Raw genomic sequence first — 16,709 nt, forward strand, 5'->3', positions numbered from 1 at the left:
AATTTAGAGCCCGTCACGCGCGAAGATCATCGAGAAATTCCGATCCCGGGCGGACGGCGCTAACCATCAACCCATCGCGTGCCCGGGTGCAAGCCACGTAAAGCAGATGTCGTTCGGTATCGTATGCGGTGGCAAGGTCGGCGTCGTCACCAACGGCTCGTAAGCGTTCCGGATCAGGCAGGGCATCTTCGTCGCAAGCCATTACAGCTACGGATTTGAATTCAAGTCCCTTGACATCGTGCATCAACGCGATGACCGGTGAAGCCGCGTTGCGCGGGTCGAAGCCAGCCATTGAGATCGCCGCTCGTGCCCTTTTTAGCTGGGCATTTCCGCGAACAAGGACAGCGACTTCCGATGCCATTGCGCCCGTGGTGCAGGCGGTCTCGATGAACTTTGCAACGCCTGCAATTTCCGCTTCTTGGTCCGCGAACAGAGACACGCTCGGCACCGGCCCATCGAACACCGAGACAGTACCCCTGCGGCCGTCTTCGACACCGTCCATGTCGGCAATAGTCGCCGGCAGCAGGCGGTCAGCGGAAACGCGGATCTGGTGTGAAGTGCGATAACAAACCTTGAGGCAGTGGCTACGCCCGCGGACATCAATCCCGAGCTTCGCCCAGGAAAACGGCAGATGAAAGATGCGCTGCCCGAGATCGCCGGCAAAGAACAGCGCTTCGCTGCGGCCCTCTCCAGCCTTCGCCAGGAAGCGTGCTTGCGGCACAGTCAGGTCCTGCGCCTCATCGACAACGATATGTGTGAACGGCAGCTTCCCGATCGCCGCGGTGCTCAATTGCCCGTAGATCTCCGGCCAGGTTGTCAACTTGCGCTGCGCCAAACGTTCACGCACGAAATCGAACACCGCCCAAGCTGCAGTCCGTTGCCGCAAGCCGAGACGTGTCTTGCGTCCAATCCTGGGCACCTCCGCATAGGCAGCTTCCGAACTGACCTGCCAGGCATCCACCACCTCGTCCCACTCGTCGAACAGGAATTCAGCCGTCATACAGCTTTCGGGATCAGCATCGAGCGCTGCCTTGATGGCTGCTTGTACTTGGCTCGCTGTTGCTAGGTTCGGTTGACCAAAGGCACGTGAGAAAAGCTCATAGGCTGCCTGATCGAGCGCTCGCACTGTAACTCTGGATCTGACCGCGATCTCCGCTTCGGTCAGGATGTGCAGCTTGCCTTCCAAGGCCGTTGCCAGAGACTTGGAGAAAGTTGTCAGCAGGACGTGCGCGCCTTCATCCTCTCGGGCCAGATGGACAGCCCGGTGCAACGCCACAATCGTCTTGCCGGTGCCTGCCGAACCCGCCACGCGCGCCGGGCCTGACCATTTCCGTTCCACCAGCGCCCGTTGTGCCGGATGTAGGAAAACCGCCCATTTTTCGAATGGCTGATCGAGCGCGGCCCGCAGTTCCTCGATGTTGTCGACAGTTCGAAATCGGCGTTGGGCATCCGGGTGGGTGAACGGATCGGCATCGACAGCCTTCACCGCAATATGGTCCTCCAATCGCCCGCCGGTGGCGTAATCTGTGAGGGCTTCCGCGGCTTCGGCGGGTAGCTTTGCATAAAGCTGCACCACGTCGTCGAGCTTTGTTTCCCTGACTAGCTTCAGCCAGTCCCGCGGCACACCGACATCGAGCATCTGGTCGTCGGTCAGAGCAGAGAACGGGTAGCTTGCAGGTGCCGGCTTCGTCTTCGTCTCGATCGGCAGCGCAGCCGAAATGGTCGGCACAACAGGCGCAGCATCGACGACGATCGGCATTTCGACAAACTGCATCGCGCCGGTGCGTTCATGGGCCACGACACGTTTTCGTTCTGCCCACCAATATGCGGCGTCATGATGATCAACGTACGCCAGCAGTGTCGTCTCACCCTCCTTGTAGAGAATGATGCGCAGGTCACCGCTGACGCGCACCGACCAAAACCCAGGCGCCTTTTCTATCCGGTGCATCTGAAGGCCATTGCCGCGAGGATCGAGCTGCAGATCGAACGCTGCCAGTTTGGCCTGCTTCTGTTCGGGCGCCGCCAGACGCCCAAGCGCGTCGGTGAACGTAGAGGCGTAGAGCAAGGTCATGTTTTCACGTCATCGTCTTCGTACTTGCCGACCACCCAGATGAAGCTTTGGATGTCGATATTGTCTCTTGCCTCCAGCGAGCTGATCGCAGCGCGCGTCGCGCCGACGAGGTCAAGCAGGCTTTCATAGGTTTGAGCGTTGATCTCGGCCTTGTAGTCATCGTGAAAATGGTGGCCAACGCGCTCCGAAAAGTCGACCGTCACGAGTGGTTTCAAGAACATGTGCTGCTGGAAATCCCAAAGATTAGGGAAATACGTCGCCATCGGCCATGAAATCCGGCCATGCGGCTGAACGGCCTTGTCCATGCCACGGCCACCATCTGCAAAATCCCCAAATGCGAAGCGGGCAGCAGACCGCAGGAAGGCGCCGCCATTCGAGCCGTTCAGCACATCTTTCAGGCGCATGGATTCGAACTGGGAGAGGAGGTTGATCCAGCAGCGTGCATGGGCGACGCGCTGAGCATCGTCATCGCTGGCATTCATAGCGGCATCGAGCGGCAATACCTTTGCCAATGCCAGTGCTGCATCCACCTTATAGGTTCGCTCCATTGCGACATTCGTGTTGCCGCGGAGACCGTCCGGCATAAAATCGCAGAAGCGCCTCATGGCGCCGTCGAAGCCGACATAATGAGGATGCAATTTGCCGGCCTCGTTGCGCAGCCGGGCAATCAATCGTTGTTCGTTGTTGTCGTGAAACACCTAGGAACGCTTGCCGGCAAGGATCACGACGCCGGCAAATCCATACTGCTTGTCGGGCTGCCATCGAATCGTCGCGTTACCTTGCGGGATTTCTCTACTCACCATTCCACACCCCCAGAACCGTCATCAGCCGCCATATCCGCTTCAGGCTCGCTCGTGCATTTGGATCACCATCGCCGCCAAGCGATCGGCGGAATGGCCCGGAAGGTGCGTCTGAAAGCTTTCGGCCAAAGCCGCATAATACCAGAGCGTGCCGTCCTTCTCGCCGGTGAACCGGTCCCACACACTCGGCCCGGTGCTGGCCAGATCGGCAAGGATCGCGCCGATATTGTGCGTCTTGTCGGCCAACGAGACGAGCAGCGATGCCGGCGGCTTGTGTGCCAAGCTGGCAATATAGGCCTCCTTGCGCGCCCGCCACGGCGGTTTCGGTTCCGTGTCGGAATCGGTGCAATGATCTACGATGTCGGCAACCCGATCGCCATAGCGCGCGCGGATGTCGGCCAGCCGTTCCGGCCCTCCCTGGTCTTCCACTGCGTCGTGGAGCAGCGCTGCGATAGCCTGGTCCTCATCGGCACCGGCTTCCAGTGCGAGCGACGCCACACCAAGTAGGTGCGAGACATAGGGAATGCCTGAACCCTTGCGAATTTGCTCTCGGTGAATGCGGCTGGCGTAGGCGAGGGCGTCGTCAAATCGGTCGGTCAGCATTGTTCGGCCCCATGTTGTTCGATCAGCGCGTCAGACGCGCACTATAAATGCACGATGTCGACATTGCCCCAATGTCCCCGCAGATACTCCGCGACCAGCCGGCGATGGCAGTTGTGCGGCTTGTCCTCGCTGCACAGCAGGCATGCGCCATCGAGCATTGCCGGATCGAGCTTCTCGATCTTGCGCGACTCCATCAGGCCGAGAAACTCCCGCTCATAGGCGCTCCAATCGCCCTTTTCCTTCTTATAGCGGTCGAGCATTTCCTGCGTCGGTGCCAGCTGCGGCAAATGGCGATAATCCATCGCCGCCAATTCCTTGGAAAACCATTTCAGATCGTCGCGTTTTGCAAAGCCAGCGAGTTGCGAGACGTTGTTCAAGCGTACGTCCGCCAGCAGCCGCGCCTTGCTGCGGCGCAGCCGGTCGAAGAAATGCTGGGCGGTCGATTTGGTGAAACCGATGGTGAAAATCTTCATTCGGCTGCTGACACCTCGTCTGGTCGCTCGTAGGCGATCTTGTCCGCTTGCATCTTATAGGCGCGGTCCGTCAGCTCGGCGGGCGATGCGAACAGGTCATGCTCGTCGATGCGCAATTCTTTCATCAACCGGGACATGGCCGTAGCATGGTCTTCGATCGCGCCATCGGGGCCGATGTGCTTCACCCCTACGCCAGCATCGACCAGAGAACGCGAAACCAGGATGGTGCGATGGCACGTCACCGGGTCCTTTTCGGCACACATCAGCGCGATGCGATGGCCCGCCGCCCCCTTCAACACGCGTTCGATACCGGTCTTGAACAACGCACTTTCGGCTAGCCGCTCGTAGCTGACTTGGCCGTCGACGTAATGCCGTGGATCGTCCGACCGAGCGCCGAGCTCCTTCCCGAGAAACGCATAGGAAATGCCGGCGCGCTTCAGCGCTTCCTTCAACGGCTCGCGATTGAACTGCGGGTTGAAGCGGCTGTAGGGCGATGACCGCACATCTCCGATGGCAGTCACACCCGCGGATTGCAGCAGGTGAAGGAACACTTCTTCCGAGTGGGTCGAATGCCCGACTGTGAAAACGTCCGTCATCCAAGGCGCTCCGGCGTGATGATGCCTGCCACCAGCTTATACACGAACCGCTCCGCTTGTCCCTCCGGCGCCCATGCTTCGGCAACGGAACAACAAAGAAGTCCATGCCCGATTTCCCGTCGTTCACCGACACGCAGGTTGAAGGCGGGGTCTGTTGCACGCAGACAATAGCCAACCCCGTTGTAGGTAAAGCTGGCGCGGGTCCTTGGCTTTGCAACGCCGCCCCACCCCTCATCGCTACCTACCAGCGTGCAATCCTGCACTTCGATCAGCAGAAGTGAATGGTCAAACCCGTTGGCTACCGCTTCAGACATCTCGTCGAAAAGGCCATTTCTAGTCGATAGCCTATTTTCCCAAAGCGTCGCCGGCGCGTCCAGACATTGGCGGGCCTCAATAAACGATACTGTCCCCAATCTCGCCCAACGCCCGGTCTTAAGTCGGTTCTCGGTCTGACACCCGATCGGGAAGGACCGCCCAACCGGCACGCTCAGGACATCTCCAACCTTTGCCGGATCGCCGGGCCCAACAACACGATCATACGCCGTGATCGCGTGATGGGCCTCGCTGGTCAGCGGGCGTACCCATTGCTCTGTATCGATATCCTTGCCCGCGTAGCAGAACCCGCCAGGGCGAGCCGACGCCGCGAGGCAGACCATTCGTATGTTGGTCATGCGCCGGGTTCACGCTCAAATCGGGGCGGAAGCGGGAAGAAGCGATCGCCTAGCGTTGGACCCGCGGCTGTCCAGTATGATCTCAGCGGCAGTTGTTCCATTTGATCTCCCGATGGCTCCATATGGTCTTGCATGACGAGAGGAAGGCGCCCGACCTCGTCTTCCAGCACTCCCAGCAACTCGGCCAGCCAGCCAGCATAGGCCCAATCCCGCCCCCTGCACCGCGCCGAGATCTCTGGGAAGCGCACAATGAACTTCTCTGCCAACTGCCGGGCCGTGTCATTCTTGGCGTCGGTCCAGTGGAAATACTCGTTTTCCGATGCCGAATAATACTGGATGCTGGGCTCGGCCTCCCCCGGGATGAACGCCGGGTTGATCCGCGAAAACGCTCCGGCCGGTGCAATCCATACCCGGTACGACAGGTGCATGTTCGGCATGAACCGCGCCCACTGATAGCCCATGCGGTGCATTTCGCTGACCATGCGGATGACGCGCAATGATCGCCGAATCTGCGAGATCGGCCCCTTCGTCACATCAAACCCCCAAAACCTTCATCACTTCATCCCCCAGGTGGTTGATGACCTTCACGGCCACCCGGCCAGAGTCCGGGCGTGGGAAGGGGCGGCTGCGGGTGCGTTTCAGGCTGGCCCAGGCGTCTTCGTCGATCTCGGCTTTCAACGTCGTCTTCAGCGCCTTGTAGGGGTCGTTGGCGCCGGGGAAATAGGCGTGGCGAACGAAGAAGCTTTCGTAGTTGTAGTCGGTGTCGATGAACCAGACGGCGATTTCGTCGGCGCTGGTGCTTTCGATGGCGCCGGCCTTGTACATGTCGATGCCGGCGACTTCGATGCTGACCATGCCATCACCTTCGTCATGCACCTTGATGTCGGGTTCGCCGAACACGGTGAACAGGTTGCCGGCACCGGTGTCGGCGAGTTCGGGCATGTGGAGATCGGGGTTGATGCGCGCCTTGAGCACGGTCAGCGCGCCCATCTTTTCAAACTCCCCGGCATGGGCGTCGAAGTTGAAGGCAACGGCGACCATCAGCTCGAAACCCGCCTCGGCAGCCTCGCGCGCCGCGGCAGTAAGGGCAGGGCGGGAGACGGTGCCATATTCGGGGCCGATCAGGATGGCTGCGCGCTTTTGTGCGCCGGCATTGTCGGTGAACTGCCCTTCGGCGCAGATATGGTCGCCGGGCCAGCCCTTCAGTGCGTCGAACTTGATGCGGTCTTCCTTGTGCGGCTGTTGCACCCCGGCCTTCTTCAGCGCCGACAGGATGGTTTCGGTGAAGTCCAGGCTTTCGCGTGTGGCACCGGCCGGGGCGCGGCCTTCGGCGGCCTCCATCTGGTCGAACAGGCTGTCATCGATATCGACAGCGGGGACGCGGTGGGGGGACAGGCTCTCGACCGTGAAGGGACCCGCAACGCGGACGCGGCCCTTGTCGTCATAGGGTTGGTCATAGAGATATTCGGTTTCAGCCTTCGCGGCGATGGATGCGTCAATTTCCTTCTGGCGACTGATGCGTGCCATGTTCCAATACCGCATCAGGTTTTTGAGCTTGATCCGGTTCTCATACTCGAAGCCCCGGTCCTCGATTGGGACTTGCTCGAGCAAGCTTCGAACGGCAGCGACATTCAGCTTCACCATGCTGTCGGCATATTCGGCTTGGAATTTGTCAGTTTCGATCATCCAGATCGGCAGAGGGCTGGCCCATTCTCCCTGAATGTCCGCGTGCATAGAATCGAACATTGGCTGCCACTTGTCCCAGATCGTATTGATCTCGGCATTGTTGGCGATGGATTTCAGCGTGATGTGCGGCACGCGTTTATAGACAAAGCCCTGGCGGACGCGGCCATGGGTGGCCGTGTCGCGCGGCACCGACCGTGTGATCTCGGCCTCCTTCATCTGGCCTTCGCGGCTGTCGGCAAGCAGATACCATGGGTAACGCGCGCCCATGATCCGTGACCGGGCCAGTGCCAGCGCCACCCGGCTGGTATCGATCGTGATCCAGCGCCGGCCCCATTGCTCGGCGACATAGGCGGTGGTGCCGGAACCGCAGGTCGGGTCAAGGACGAGGTCGCCGGGATCGGTGGTCATCTGGATGCAGCGCTCGATAATCTTTGTTCCGGTTTGAACGACATAAGTCTTGTCAGCGCCAAGCGACCATCCTGTGTCTTGCCAGAAATTTGCGATGGGTATGACCGGGTAGTCATCAGCATAGCGAACGTAACTAAGCGTCTTTCCGGTGGCTTCGACTCGACCTGCTTTGATGAGCACCGGCATGGATGATTGTTGGGTTTTCCAGTATCCGGTCGTCGGTTGTATGATCGTACCTTCGAATTCAACAGGGTAGCGCGTGCCCGGGCTCTGGCTGGTCAAAATCTGGTGTCGATAAGGCACGCTTCCAGCAGGCAAACCTAGCGGATCATCACGTTCTGTTTTGCTGAGATTTCGCCGGCTGCCGTCCGCCAGCCTAACCTTGGTGTAGGCGCCTTCCATAGCTTCGGCGACTGATCGGACATAAACGAGCTGCCGATACTTGATTGATGCGGCATTCTTGGAAAACCAAATTACATAATCCGATACTGAAGCGAGTAGGTTGTCTGTTTGGCCACTCGTCTTGATGAACGTGATCAGCGAAACGAAGTTCTCGTCACCGAAGACTTCATCCATCAATGCTCGTACTCGGTGCACATTCTCATCGCCGATCTGGACGAAGATCGAACCGCTTTCGGTCAGCAGGTCACGTGCCACCGTCAGCCGGTCACGCAAATAAGTCAGATAACTGTGGATGCCATCGCGCCAGGTGTCACGGAATGCCTTCACCTGCTCGGGCTCGCGGGTGAGGTGATCGGCCTTGCCGTCCTTCACGTCGCGGCTGGTCGTCGACCATTGGAAATTGCTGTTGAACTTGATGCCATAGGGCGGATCGATATAGATGCACTGGACCTGGCCCTTCAGCCCTTCGCGCTCCGCCAGGCTCGCCATCACCTGCAGGCCATCGCCCAAAATCATTCGGTTCGACCAATGCTGGTCATGGGCGTAGAATTCGGTCTTCGCCTCCGCCGCGATGCCGTTGAAATCGGCAAACAGATCGGGCGCATCCGCCGGCGCCGCGGCGCGGGTGGATGCGCGCTTCAGATCCTCGATGATCGCCTTGGGGTGGATCTTTTCCTGAATATACAGCGGCGGCGCATTGACGACGAGATCGGACCAATCGGCGACATCCTTCCCCCGCCACACCAGTTGCGGATCAAGATCGGGATTGCGCCGTTCATAGGCAACCTGAATTGGCCGCTTGGTTGCAGCATCGACAAACGGCTCCAGCTCCGCCGTGGGGGCGTTCTTGCGGGTTGCCTCGCCATGGGTGAGCGTGTCGACGCGGAGAGGGGGCTTGGCCATGTTCAGGCTTTCTGCTTGGCTGCTATGGCTTGAATGCGACTATGGCTTCGGCGAGGCGACAGGCGATATCGCGCCTTCCGCCGGCCGCATTTCGAAGATGCCCTTGTCGGGGTTGGTTATCGATGATTCCGTGGCGATGTAGGTGCGGATGCCGCGGAAGATATCCTGTGGCCAACTACGCGCGGTGGCATCGCCCCAGAAGCCGACATCCTTCGAACCTTGCGACACGACCGAGAACTGATAGCCGCCTGGCTTTGCCTCGAAATAGACGCCGGCAACGACGTTCCAGTCATACAACGTCATGCCCCGAGAACCGACGACCGACCCTTCGGCTTCGCTGCCGCGCTTGATGACAAAGCTTGCCGCCGCCAAGCCTTCCTTCGCTGCCAGGAACGCTGTTTGCCGGTCGATTCCCCGCACGAACATGGTGTCCTGATAACGCGACCAGCCGGTTTTGCCGACCACACCCGGTTGTGCCGAAGCGTCTGCCGCGGTCTTGGGCAGGCTACCCGTGGAGGCACAGCCAGCGAGTGCCAGCGCAAAAGCGGCCATCGCTGTCAAAGGCAGCCCTTCGAAGCTGATAGTACGCGTTGTCATCGGTTGTGCTCCATTGCCTGCATGGCGAAAAGGTTGGGATAACGATCACGCAACCACGGCAGCCAATCGGCCTCTGGCCAACCGGCGAGAGGTGCAAAGGCAGCTTCTGTGGTGATGGAGCGGAAGCGATCTGACAGTTGAGGGTCGAGCAGATTGCGAAATGCTTCGAACAGGTTGCTGCCTTCGCAGTCCTGAAACGCTGCTCCATTCACCCGCTTGAGGGCATCATTACCGCCCGGAGAAATGTGCAGCACTGTCGCACGATCGAAACCACTGAACGGGTCATTCTCGGCATGATAGGCGAGCATTTGCTGCCGAAGGAGTTGATACCACGGGTTGAGGTAGAAATCCTGCAGCTTCAGTGAGGTGTCGCTCCGGATCGGGCCGTGTGGCCGTTTCCAGATGTTCGAATAGCGCTTGTCCCGTGTCGGATCGCCGGCGATGTCTTTGGCAGTGCGCGTCGAGCCATACTTTTCGATGTACTTCCACTCGATCAGCAGCAGGTGGTGTTCGCCGTTGTAGTCGAATTGCAAGGCTGCATCGACCGAGGTTGAGTTGGAACCGCGGGGCCTGATGCCCTTCTTGTTTGCCTCGTTCAGATAGTCGGTCGGTGGAAACCATTCGAATGCCAGGCTCCAATCGGTGCCCGAACGAGTTTCGATAGGCACCACTTTCGCGCCCTGCAGCCCCAGGACGTGATCAACCCAAAGTGACAGCATGTCCGGCTTGTCAGCCATCGGCAGCAAGAAGTTGACGCAGCAGGCCTGGGACGAACAACCGTGACTGGCATAAGTGTGCCAGTGGATTTCGTGTTCCGGTTCGGGATGATTGAATAAATCTCGGGCTTTTTCGCGGATTGGTTCAGCGAGATTCCAATGAGCATAATCAGGCAGGAACTGAAAGGCCCGGTCGTGAAAGCCTGTAAGCCCCTCGAAGCATGGGCGCTTCAGATACTCAAGCTGGTGGGCCTGTTCAGTTTGTTGGAACGCAGACATCACGCGGCATCGTCCATCGACTCTTCCTCGTCCATCGTCACGTCTTCATCGGCGACGGCACCTTCGGCAAGTGCCTCCTGAATGACGTCCTTGCCCTGGGCACCGCCAGCAAGGCTTGCCAAGGCGGATTTCCGGGCCGCGTAAAAGCCGGCGAAGTCATCGGCTCGCAGCAGTTCAGGGTCGATCAGATGTGAGCGCAGGATATCGTCGAGCATGGCGCCCGGCGCTGCGGCACTATCGGATTTGGCGAGCTTGGCTTCAATCTTGGCGAGATAGATGCTGGGCGCGTCGCCGCCGATGATCCGGTTGGTATCGGCGGACAGGGCGGTCTTGTTGATGATGCTATTATAGATGCCGGGTTTGATCCCGTTCGCTTCGCACCATTTGCGGGGGAAGATATGGTGAATGTCGAGTGCGTCGGAGTAGACCGTCATCACCTCAACGCCCTTTCCAGTGAGGAAGTCACGGCAGCCCGATCGCATCAGGAGCGCGTGGAAGCCTTTGTAGGCTGCTGAAAGTCGCATCCGCAGTGTATCGAGACGGTCAACCTGGAAGAAGGTGTCGGCCATGGTGCGGGGTATCGGACCGCCGTTCATCCATGCGAGCAGATCGGGAACATCGCGCGCGATCTTGGTTTCCGTTGCCGACCCGTAAAACTCCCCCAGCACGCCTGACCAGTACCAGCGTTCCAGTTTGCCGGATGTTGCCGCGTTCCGAGATGCCTTGGGTAGCAGTGCAAAGAATGCAGCCATTGCCACGAGCTGTGTGGGGTAGGGCAGATCTCGGCCCCATAGTATCTTCTGCTCGTTCAGGAACCGGGCAGCTTCCGAAAAACCGGCCTCGATGAATGGGGCATGCCGGACATAGGCGTCTTTCGGCAAGGCGAGCAGCGCCTCGCGGGAGCAGTTGATCGGGGGCAGCTCCTTGCCTGTCTTGCCATCGGCCTCGGCCGCGAGCCGCTTCTCGCGGGTGTGCAAGATGGTGCAGGCCTGGAGAAAGTCAGTGCTGGCGAGGTCGGAGAATACCCCCTTGGGAGGCTGCTTGGCGCGCAATCTGCCAAGGCGCCCGTGAACACCTTTGGTGCCAGCCCAATCCTCCCGGAGATCGAAACCTGAGGCCGCGTAGATTGCCGTCACGAGCTCGAAGGCGTCGAGTTTCTTTCCTCCGACGTTGACCTTTTCAAACACAGTGCAGACGGCTTCGCGGCTATTATCCTTCGAAAGCCTGATCACGGGCATTTGATAATTCTGGATGCGCTTCAGCACAGCATCCTGAAACTGGAGCAAATCTGCCATGCGGTCATGCCCGGCGGTGTTCCAGTACCCTACACACCCAAAGATCCAAGTTGTTGGCTCCAAGGCCTGGTTGAGCGGGAACATCAGCCGCTGATATTCTTGCTCGACAGTCGACAAATCGAGGTCGCCGACCTTGCCGAAACTCGTCTTGGCAATGCGGTCCGCTGGCACCGTCTGGATCGCGTCCTCAAAGTTTGCATGCACATCGAGCGCCATCTCGATGTCGATGTAAAAGAAGCGATCGACGAGGGAGGCCTTCGGCGTGCGCACTCGGGCCGGCTGCTTTGACAGCACTGTCTTGAATAGTGACGTCATTCGTTGCTGCCCATCGAGCAGCAAGGTTTCGGGTTCAACGCCCTCGACGCTGGTTCCTTCAATTCCGCGAGGCTTGAATTCGACGCTTCCGCCGCGATCAAGGGTGAGCAGTGCACCAACAGGGAAACCCTTGGCGATGCTGGCCAGAAGGCTTCGTACGTCATCCTCGTTCCAGACATAATCGCGCTGAAAATCAGGGAGTTGGATCTTACCCGCTTCGATGTAGCTGAGCAGATCCTTGAGGCTCGTTTTCGTGGTATCGAAGCTCATGCGCTTTTCCCTTGGATCGTTTTGTCGAGCCAAGCTTGCACCAAGGTCTCGAACTCGCTCTGGATCGTCCAGACGTTGGTGAACTCGGCGAAGGCCCAGCGGCCATGGGTGCCGATGTTGTTCACGCCCGGCACCCAATAGGTGTCCATGGTCGTGGCCTTGTCCTTGGCGTCCTCGCCGCGGTAGCCCTTGGTCTCGACGATCAGGTTAAGCGGGTCGGGCTTGCCGTCGTCGACCTTGACGATGAAGTCCGGACGATAGCGGCGCACCTGCGCGCCCATGCGATAGGGGACTTCAAAGCCAAGGTTGTGGTTTTTCACATAGGCCAGCACCTTTGGGTGCTTTTCGGCGACGCGGCAGAACTCCGCCTCCCAATCGCTGTCGAGGACGCAATAGTTGATGTGGCATTTGTTCGGATCGGTCTGATACCGCGCCTTCGAGGTATTGAAGCCGACATGGCGAGTGGAGCCTGTGCGATTGTAGGCATCGAGGATGGCCTTCACCGCGCCGGTGTCGCTGTTGCCTAGCGTGATGGCATCGATGATGCGCTGCGCCGCGATCTGGCTGATGTCGTGGTAAAGCACTTGGGCCGGGAAATTGCCGTCCGCGCATTTCAGATGCTCGTCCATCCAGCGGCGAACGATCGACTTCAATGGCATGAACAAGTGCCGCTTGGGCTGCCCGCCATCATCGGCGTAATAGCGCTTCAGAATGCGTTCGGTGAGCTCGAACAGGACAGATGAGGCACGCATGTCGGCAAGGTGCTTGAGTGTCAGATCGACGCCCTCACCGATCAGACCCTGGTTGCGGGTTTCTGACGGGCCGACGAGATCGGGGGTGAGTTCCAGTGTGCTGTTGGCGGTGAACTTTGCCTCCAGCCGCTCCTGCGGCAAGTCGGTGCGATAGCCCTCGACTCGGGGGAACTGGATTTCGAGCGCATCCCGGTCGGGGCTGACGGCATGAACATGGACAGTGTTGTCCGGCTTGGCCGGCTTGGCCTGCACTGGCGCCGCGGTGAAATCGAACGGGATGCCGAGAATGTCGGCATATTCGACTTTGAAGAGGCCATCGGGCTGCTGAACATAGGACTGGCGGCGCAGCGCACGGCCGATGACCTGCTCACATAGCAGCTGCGTGCCGAAGGCCCTGACGCCGAGGACATGGGTGACGGTGTTGGCATCCCAGCCCTCCGTCAGCATCGATACTGAGACAACGCAGCGGATACCTTCACCAAGGCGGCCCGGCTTGCCGACGGTGTTCATGACTTCGCGCAAGATTTCTTCGTCGGTGATTTTCTCACCAGCCCGCTGGTCGCCGCTGCGCTGGATCATTTCCTGGCGGAAGCGCTCGATTTCGCCAGCAGCGGCCTCGCGGAATTCCTTGCTGATCGCCTCGCCAGATTCGAGCTGACCGGAATCGATCAGCAGCGTGCGCATCACCGGCAAGGCGACGCCGTCGGGATCGAAGTTGCGGAAAGCCTTGCATCGGCCGGCAACGAGCTCAGTGGACCCGTTGGCGTTCTCGATGGTGTAGCCGGCGATGTAATCATGAACCAGCTTGGACGTGGATGTGTTGTTGCACACCACGATGAACACGGGGTCGACGCCGATACCGGCCTGGCGCCAGAGCTCCCGTGTTTCCTCATAGTGGCCATAGAGCGCGTCGATCGCGGCGAGCAGCACTTCATGAAGCTGCTGGGGGTTCAAGTCCTTGGCGTTGGCCCGGCCCTTCTTCGGCAGCGATTTGCCGACATGCTCCCACAGATTCCGGAACTTTGGCGTGTCGCCCCCAGGCACATTGTCGATGATGGGTACACGGGGCAGTTTGACGATGCCGGATTCAATCGCGTCGAGCAGACTGAAGTCGCTCATCACCCAGCCGAAGAGGGAGCCTTCACGGTAGCCAGAGCCCTTGAGGAAGAACGGCGTGGCTGACAGGTCGTAGACCATCTGGATCCCAAGGACGCGGTTGAGCGCCTCCAGCCCTGAGATCCACAGCCTGGCGGCTTCATTGGCTTCCTTGGCTTCATCGAGCTCATCGCCCTTGAGCGCCCTGCGTTCTTCATCGGTCAGCGGACGTTCGCGGTAGCAATGATGGGCTTCGTCGTTGAGGACGACGATGTTCTTCATGCCCATCAACTCGCCGGCCACTCGGCGGATGAGGCTGCCGTCGCTCTCGGGGCGAGAGTCCGTTTTCAGCGCGGCTTGCTGAACCTTGTTGAGCGCGATTTCGTCCTTGCGCTTGAACGCGTGGTAATTGGTGATGACGATCTTGGCGCGGCCAAGGTCGCCGAGCATGTCTTCGGGCACAAGTTCGCGCGATCGGTAATAGCTGTCCGGGTCGTTGGGCTGCAGGACGCGAAGGCGATCCTTGATCGTGATGCCCGGCGCGACGACCAGAAAGCCTTTCGAAAATCGTTTGGAATCGGGGTGCCGGACGGCATTGACCGTTTGCCAGGCGATCAGCATCGCCATCACCGTCGTCTTGCCGGCACCGGTCGCGAGTTTGAGCGCCAGCCGCAGCAGTTCGGGATTGGACGCGAGATTGGCTTCTTCAAGGTGTGCCCAGAATCGTCGACCCTGTGACGATGACTTTGGCGCGACCTCGGTCAGCCAGATAACCGTTTCGACGGCTTCGATCTGGCAGAAGAACGGCTTCTGATCAGTGAACTCGTGTGTGCGCCAATGACGGAGCAACCGAGCAGTCGTGGGGGTAACGTTCCACTGGCTTTCAGTGAGATCGCGCCAACTGGCTACGGCGGAGCGGATTCCGTTGATGACTTCGGTGGGGTTGTATTCCTGCTCGAAGCCGAGATCGTCACGGTCGGCTAGGAAGTCGGCTTGTTGACCTTTGGCGTTGCGGCTCTTCTTTGCCTTTGGAATTGGCGAAACGAGTGAGCTCGATCGACGGCTGGGCGAAATGATATTGGTCGGTTGCCCGTTTGTGTCGAGTTCCCAATGGCGAACTGGACTGGCATATGGAGAATTCAGAATCGGCGCGTCAAAAAACTGCTGCGTCATGCCCCACCAAAACCACCCCGACCGATAACTCACTGTGTAACATAATTGATTTGAGGGCAACGTCGACGAGGCCGAACTCTACTTTTCCGCGTCATTTCTAAACGACTTTATCGGATCGTGTCCCACCTCGTGGTGTAGGTTCGTCGGTGCGGGCACGACGATCTCCGGCTTTGGCCGGGTTGATCATGCTGCCATGGTTGGCAGCGTGACGAGGGGATCATCGCTCAACTGGGCGACACTTTCCAGTGTGGTGTAGCGGGCGCGCTGGACCGCTCATTCGTCGTTCTGCTCGAGGAGGATCGCGCCGACGAGGCGGATGATGGCGTTTTGGTTCGGAAAGATGCCGACGACATCGTTGCGCCGCTTGATTTCGGGCTGCGGCAGGGTAAGCTCCTGTTGTTGTCGCCTACGCATGTGAACAGCAGTAATTGTCCGTCGATTCCCGGAGCCGCCATTCTCATCGGTGGCGGACTGCTGCCGTCGAGCTTGTCATCGATCTACGGCTAGCATCGGGCCGCATGCGGACTAGCGGCTTTGCGAATGCGAGCCTTGGCAGGCTGTCCTTCGTCGGCAGACTGGTAATACACAAAATGACCCATATGCGGATGCCCAAAGCCTCATCGACGCTTTTCGGAAGCGGTCGCTTGCTCATCTTAGAGCATGACCGGTTCTAGGATCGCGAAAACGTCGGCGTACCGGCTTGGGTCAGGGTAGATAGGCCAACACCTGCCCCCAGCCGATTCGGTATTGGTATGGCGACCTACCTTAGTCGCCCTGGGGCAGCACTGTCATGCCGCAAGCGATACCCGGAAGTGCCGCTCGGCGGTGCGCTCCAGCAACAGGCGGTCACCCTCCCGAGGCTTCACGCGTTCGAAGAACCGACGAACCGCCGCGCGCTCACGAAAGATCATCTTCTCGCCATCGACATCGGTTTCAACCGTCTCACCCGATGCGAAATTTACGGTGACCGGCCACCCCGCCGCGCTCTTATTGGAGCCGCCAATCGCATTGACGGGTAGCAGCGAGCGCGCCACCCGCAGATAGAAATGGCCGTTGCGTATATTACCGCCGGTGAGCGGAATGTGGACCCCAACAATGCCGGTGCTGACGCCCGGCGTCGGCAGGGGTCCTGCCACCGCCGCTGGCGGCCCCTTCGCGATCGGCGGCGCGGGGCCAGGGTCCATTTGCGACTGCGAACCGACGGCCATTTCGACGTCGGCATCGAGCTCCACCCAGATCACGGCGCCGGAGCGGTGAACATAGGGTACCGGCTGCGCAAGCCGGCGCGCCTCGGTAAGCACCCACGGCGTGAACCATTTGAAGCCCACCTCGCCACTCATTTCAGCAGGGATGCCATGGTTGGTGCGGCAAGCGCCCATGTCCTCCGGGCTGAGCGGGGGTAGTGAGTCGCTTAGAATGGCGGTGCCCACGACCAAACCAGTGCCCTTTTCAATAAGCGCGATTGGGCCTCGGAGCGCCGTGCGTTCCGATCGCATCTCCCATGTTTTTGTGCCTGCGAGGATCATCTCGATCCACGGCTGCCGAATGATCAAACCCTTGAGCGCCATGGCGTTTCTCCCTGTGTCCTGATGACGCCGCATCAT

13 protein-coding genes and 1 pseudogene are annotated in these 16,709 nt (G+C 59.5%); all 14 read right to left on the reverse strand.

Annotation, left to right across the window (positions count from 1 at the left end; genetic code table 11):
* Positions 1-13: 13 nt before the first annotated feature.
* Entirely contained in the window at positions 14-2,071 is a 2,058-nt protein-coding gene (locus GGQ62_RS15915; RefSeq protein ID WP_152577788.1) for a UvrD-helicase domain-containing protein, read from the reverse strand.
* Positions 2,068-2,769, reverse strand: coding sequence for a hypothetical protein (locus tag GGQ62_RS15920; RefSeq protein WP_152577787.1), 702 nt, complete (start codon positions 2,767-2,769; stop codon positions 2,068-2,070). Before GGQ62_RS15920 ends, GGQ62_RS15915 begins: the two co-directional genes overlap by 4 nt.
* 144 nt (positions 2,770-2,913) lie before the next feature.
* Positions 2,914-3,474, reverse strand: coding sequence for an HD domain-containing protein (locus GGQ62_RS15925; protein WP_152577786.1), 561 nt, complete (start codon positions 3,472-3,474; stop codon positions 2,914-2,916).
* 41 nt (positions 3,475-3,515) lie between these two features.
* Entirely contained in the window at positions 3,516-3,947 is a 432-nt protein-coding gene (locus tag GGQ62_RS15930; RefSeq protein ID WP_152577785.1) for a DUF488 domain-containing protein, read from the reverse strand.
* Complete coding sequence (locus tag GGQ62_RS15935; protein ID WP_152577784.1) at positions 3,944-4,543, reverse strand: DUF488 domain-containing protein; 600 nt, start codon at positions 4,541-4,543, stop codon at positions 3,944-3,946. Before GGQ62_RS15935 ends, GGQ62_RS15930 begins: the two co-directional genes overlap by 4 nt.
* A complete protein-coding gene (locus GGQ62_RS15940) occupies positions 4,540-5,214 on the reverse strand; it encodes a dual OB domain-containing protein (protein ID WP_152577783.1) in 675 nt (224 codons plus the stop codon). Before GGQ62_RS15940 ends, GGQ62_RS15935 begins: the two co-directional genes overlap by 4 nt.
* On the reverse strand, positions 5,211-5,711 hold the full coding sequence (locus tag GGQ62_RS15945) for a hypothetical protein (protein ID WP_153401311.1): 501 nt from the start codon (positions 5,709-5,711) through the stop codon (positions 5,211-5,213). Before GGQ62_RS15945 ends, GGQ62_RS15940 begins: the two co-directional genes overlap by 4 nt.
* Positions 5,712-5,748: 37 nt before the next feature.
* Complete coding sequence (locus tag GGQ62_RS15950; RefSeq protein ID WP_152577781.1) at positions 5,749-8,613, reverse strand: site-specific DNA-methyltransferase; 2,865 nt, start codon at positions 8,611-8,613, stop codon at positions 5,749-5,751.
* Positions 8,614-8,652: 39 nt separating this feature from the next.
* The gene (locus tag GGQ62_RS15955) at positions 8,653-9,210 is read right to left on the reverse strand and encodes a hypothetical protein (protein WP_152577780.1); all 558 of its coding nucleotides are present in this window, start codon (positions 9,208-9,210) and stop codon (positions 8,653-8,655) included.
* Positions 9,207-10,205, reverse strand: a complete 999-nt coding sequence (locus tag GGQ62_RS15960) for a PGN_0703 family putative restriction endonuclease (RefSeq protein WP_341533748.1) — start codon at positions 10,203-10,205, stop codon at positions 9,207-9,209. Before GGQ62_RS15960 ends, GGQ62_RS15955 begins: the two co-directional genes overlap by 4 nt.
* Entirely contained in the window at positions 10,205-12,085 is a 1,881-nt protein-coding gene (locus GGQ62_RS15965; protein WP_152577778.1) for a GmrSD restriction endonuclease domain-containing protein, read from the reverse strand. Before GGQ62_RS15965 ends, GGQ62_RS15960 begins: the two co-directional genes overlap by 1 nt.
* Positions 12,082-15,105 (reverse strand): BPTD_3080 family restriction endonuclease, encoded by a 3,024-nt coding sequence (locus GGQ62_RS15970; RefSeq protein ID WP_152577777.1) that lies wholly within the window; start codon positions 15,103-15,105, stop codon positions 12,082-12,084. The genes GGQ62_RS15965 and GGQ62_RS15970 overlap by 4 nt, the downstream gene beginning before the upstream one ends.
* A gap of 183 nt (positions 15,106-15,288) precedes the next feature.
* Positions 15,289-15,477, reverse strand: a pseudogene (locus GGQ62_RS15975) (transposase); the annotation flags it as partial.
* A gap of 416 nt (positions 15,478-15,893) precedes the next feature.
* Positions 15,894-16,709: ASCH domain-containing protein (locus GGQ62_RS15980; RefSeq protein ID WP_207791816.1), on the reverse strand; the 816-nt coding region annotated here is incomplete at its 5' end.

Origin of the sequence: Polymorphobacter fuscus (genome assembly GCF_011927825.1) — a bacterium.
Classification (GTDB): domain Bacteria; phylum Pseudomonadota; class Alphaproteobacteria; order Sphingomonadales; family Sphingomonadaceae; genus Sandarakinorhabdus; species Sandarakinorhabdus fusca.

Coding starts and splice junctions, on each gene's coding strand:
- GGQ62_RS15925 (WP_152577786.1), bottom strand. CDS start 3,474: ATGCTGACCGACCGATTTGACGACGCCCTCGCCTACGCCAGCCGCATT.
- GGQ62_RS15915 (WP_152577788.1), bottom strand. CDS start 2,071: ATGACCTTGCTCTACGCCTCTACGTTCACCGACGCGCTTGGGCGTCTG.
- GGQ62_RS15960 (WP_341533748.1), bottom strand. CDS start 10,205: ATGTCTGCGTTCCAACAAACTGAACAGGCCCACCAGCTTGAGTATCTG.
- GGQ62_RS15930 (WP_152577785.1), bottom strand. CDS start 3,947: ATGAAGATTTTCACCATCGGTTTCACCAAATCGACCGCCCAGCATTTC.
- GGQ62_RS15950 (WP_152577781.1), bottom strand. CDS start 8,613: ATGGCCAAGCCCCCTCTCCGCGTCGACACGCTCACCCATGGCGAGGCA.
- GGQ62_RS15970 (WP_152577777.1), bottom strand. CDS start 15,105: ATGACGCAGCAGTTTTTTGACGCGCCGATTCTGAATTCTCCATATGCC.
- GGQ62_RS15935 (WP_152577784.1), bottom strand. CDS start 4,543: ATGACGGACGTTTTCACAGTCGGGCATTCGACCCACTCGGAAGAAGTG.
- GGQ62_RS15965 (WP_152577778.1), bottom strand. CDS start 12,085: ATGAGCTTCGATACCACGAAAACGAGCCTCAAGGATCTGCTCAGCTAC.
- GGQ62_RS15940 (WP_152577783.1), bottom strand. CDS start 5,214: ATGACCAACATACGAATGGTCTGCCTCGCGGCGTCGGCTCGCCCTGGC.
- GGQ62_RS15955 (WP_152577780.1), bottom strand. CDS start 9,210: ATGACAACGCGTACTATCAGCTTCGAAGGGCTGCCTTTGACAGCGATG.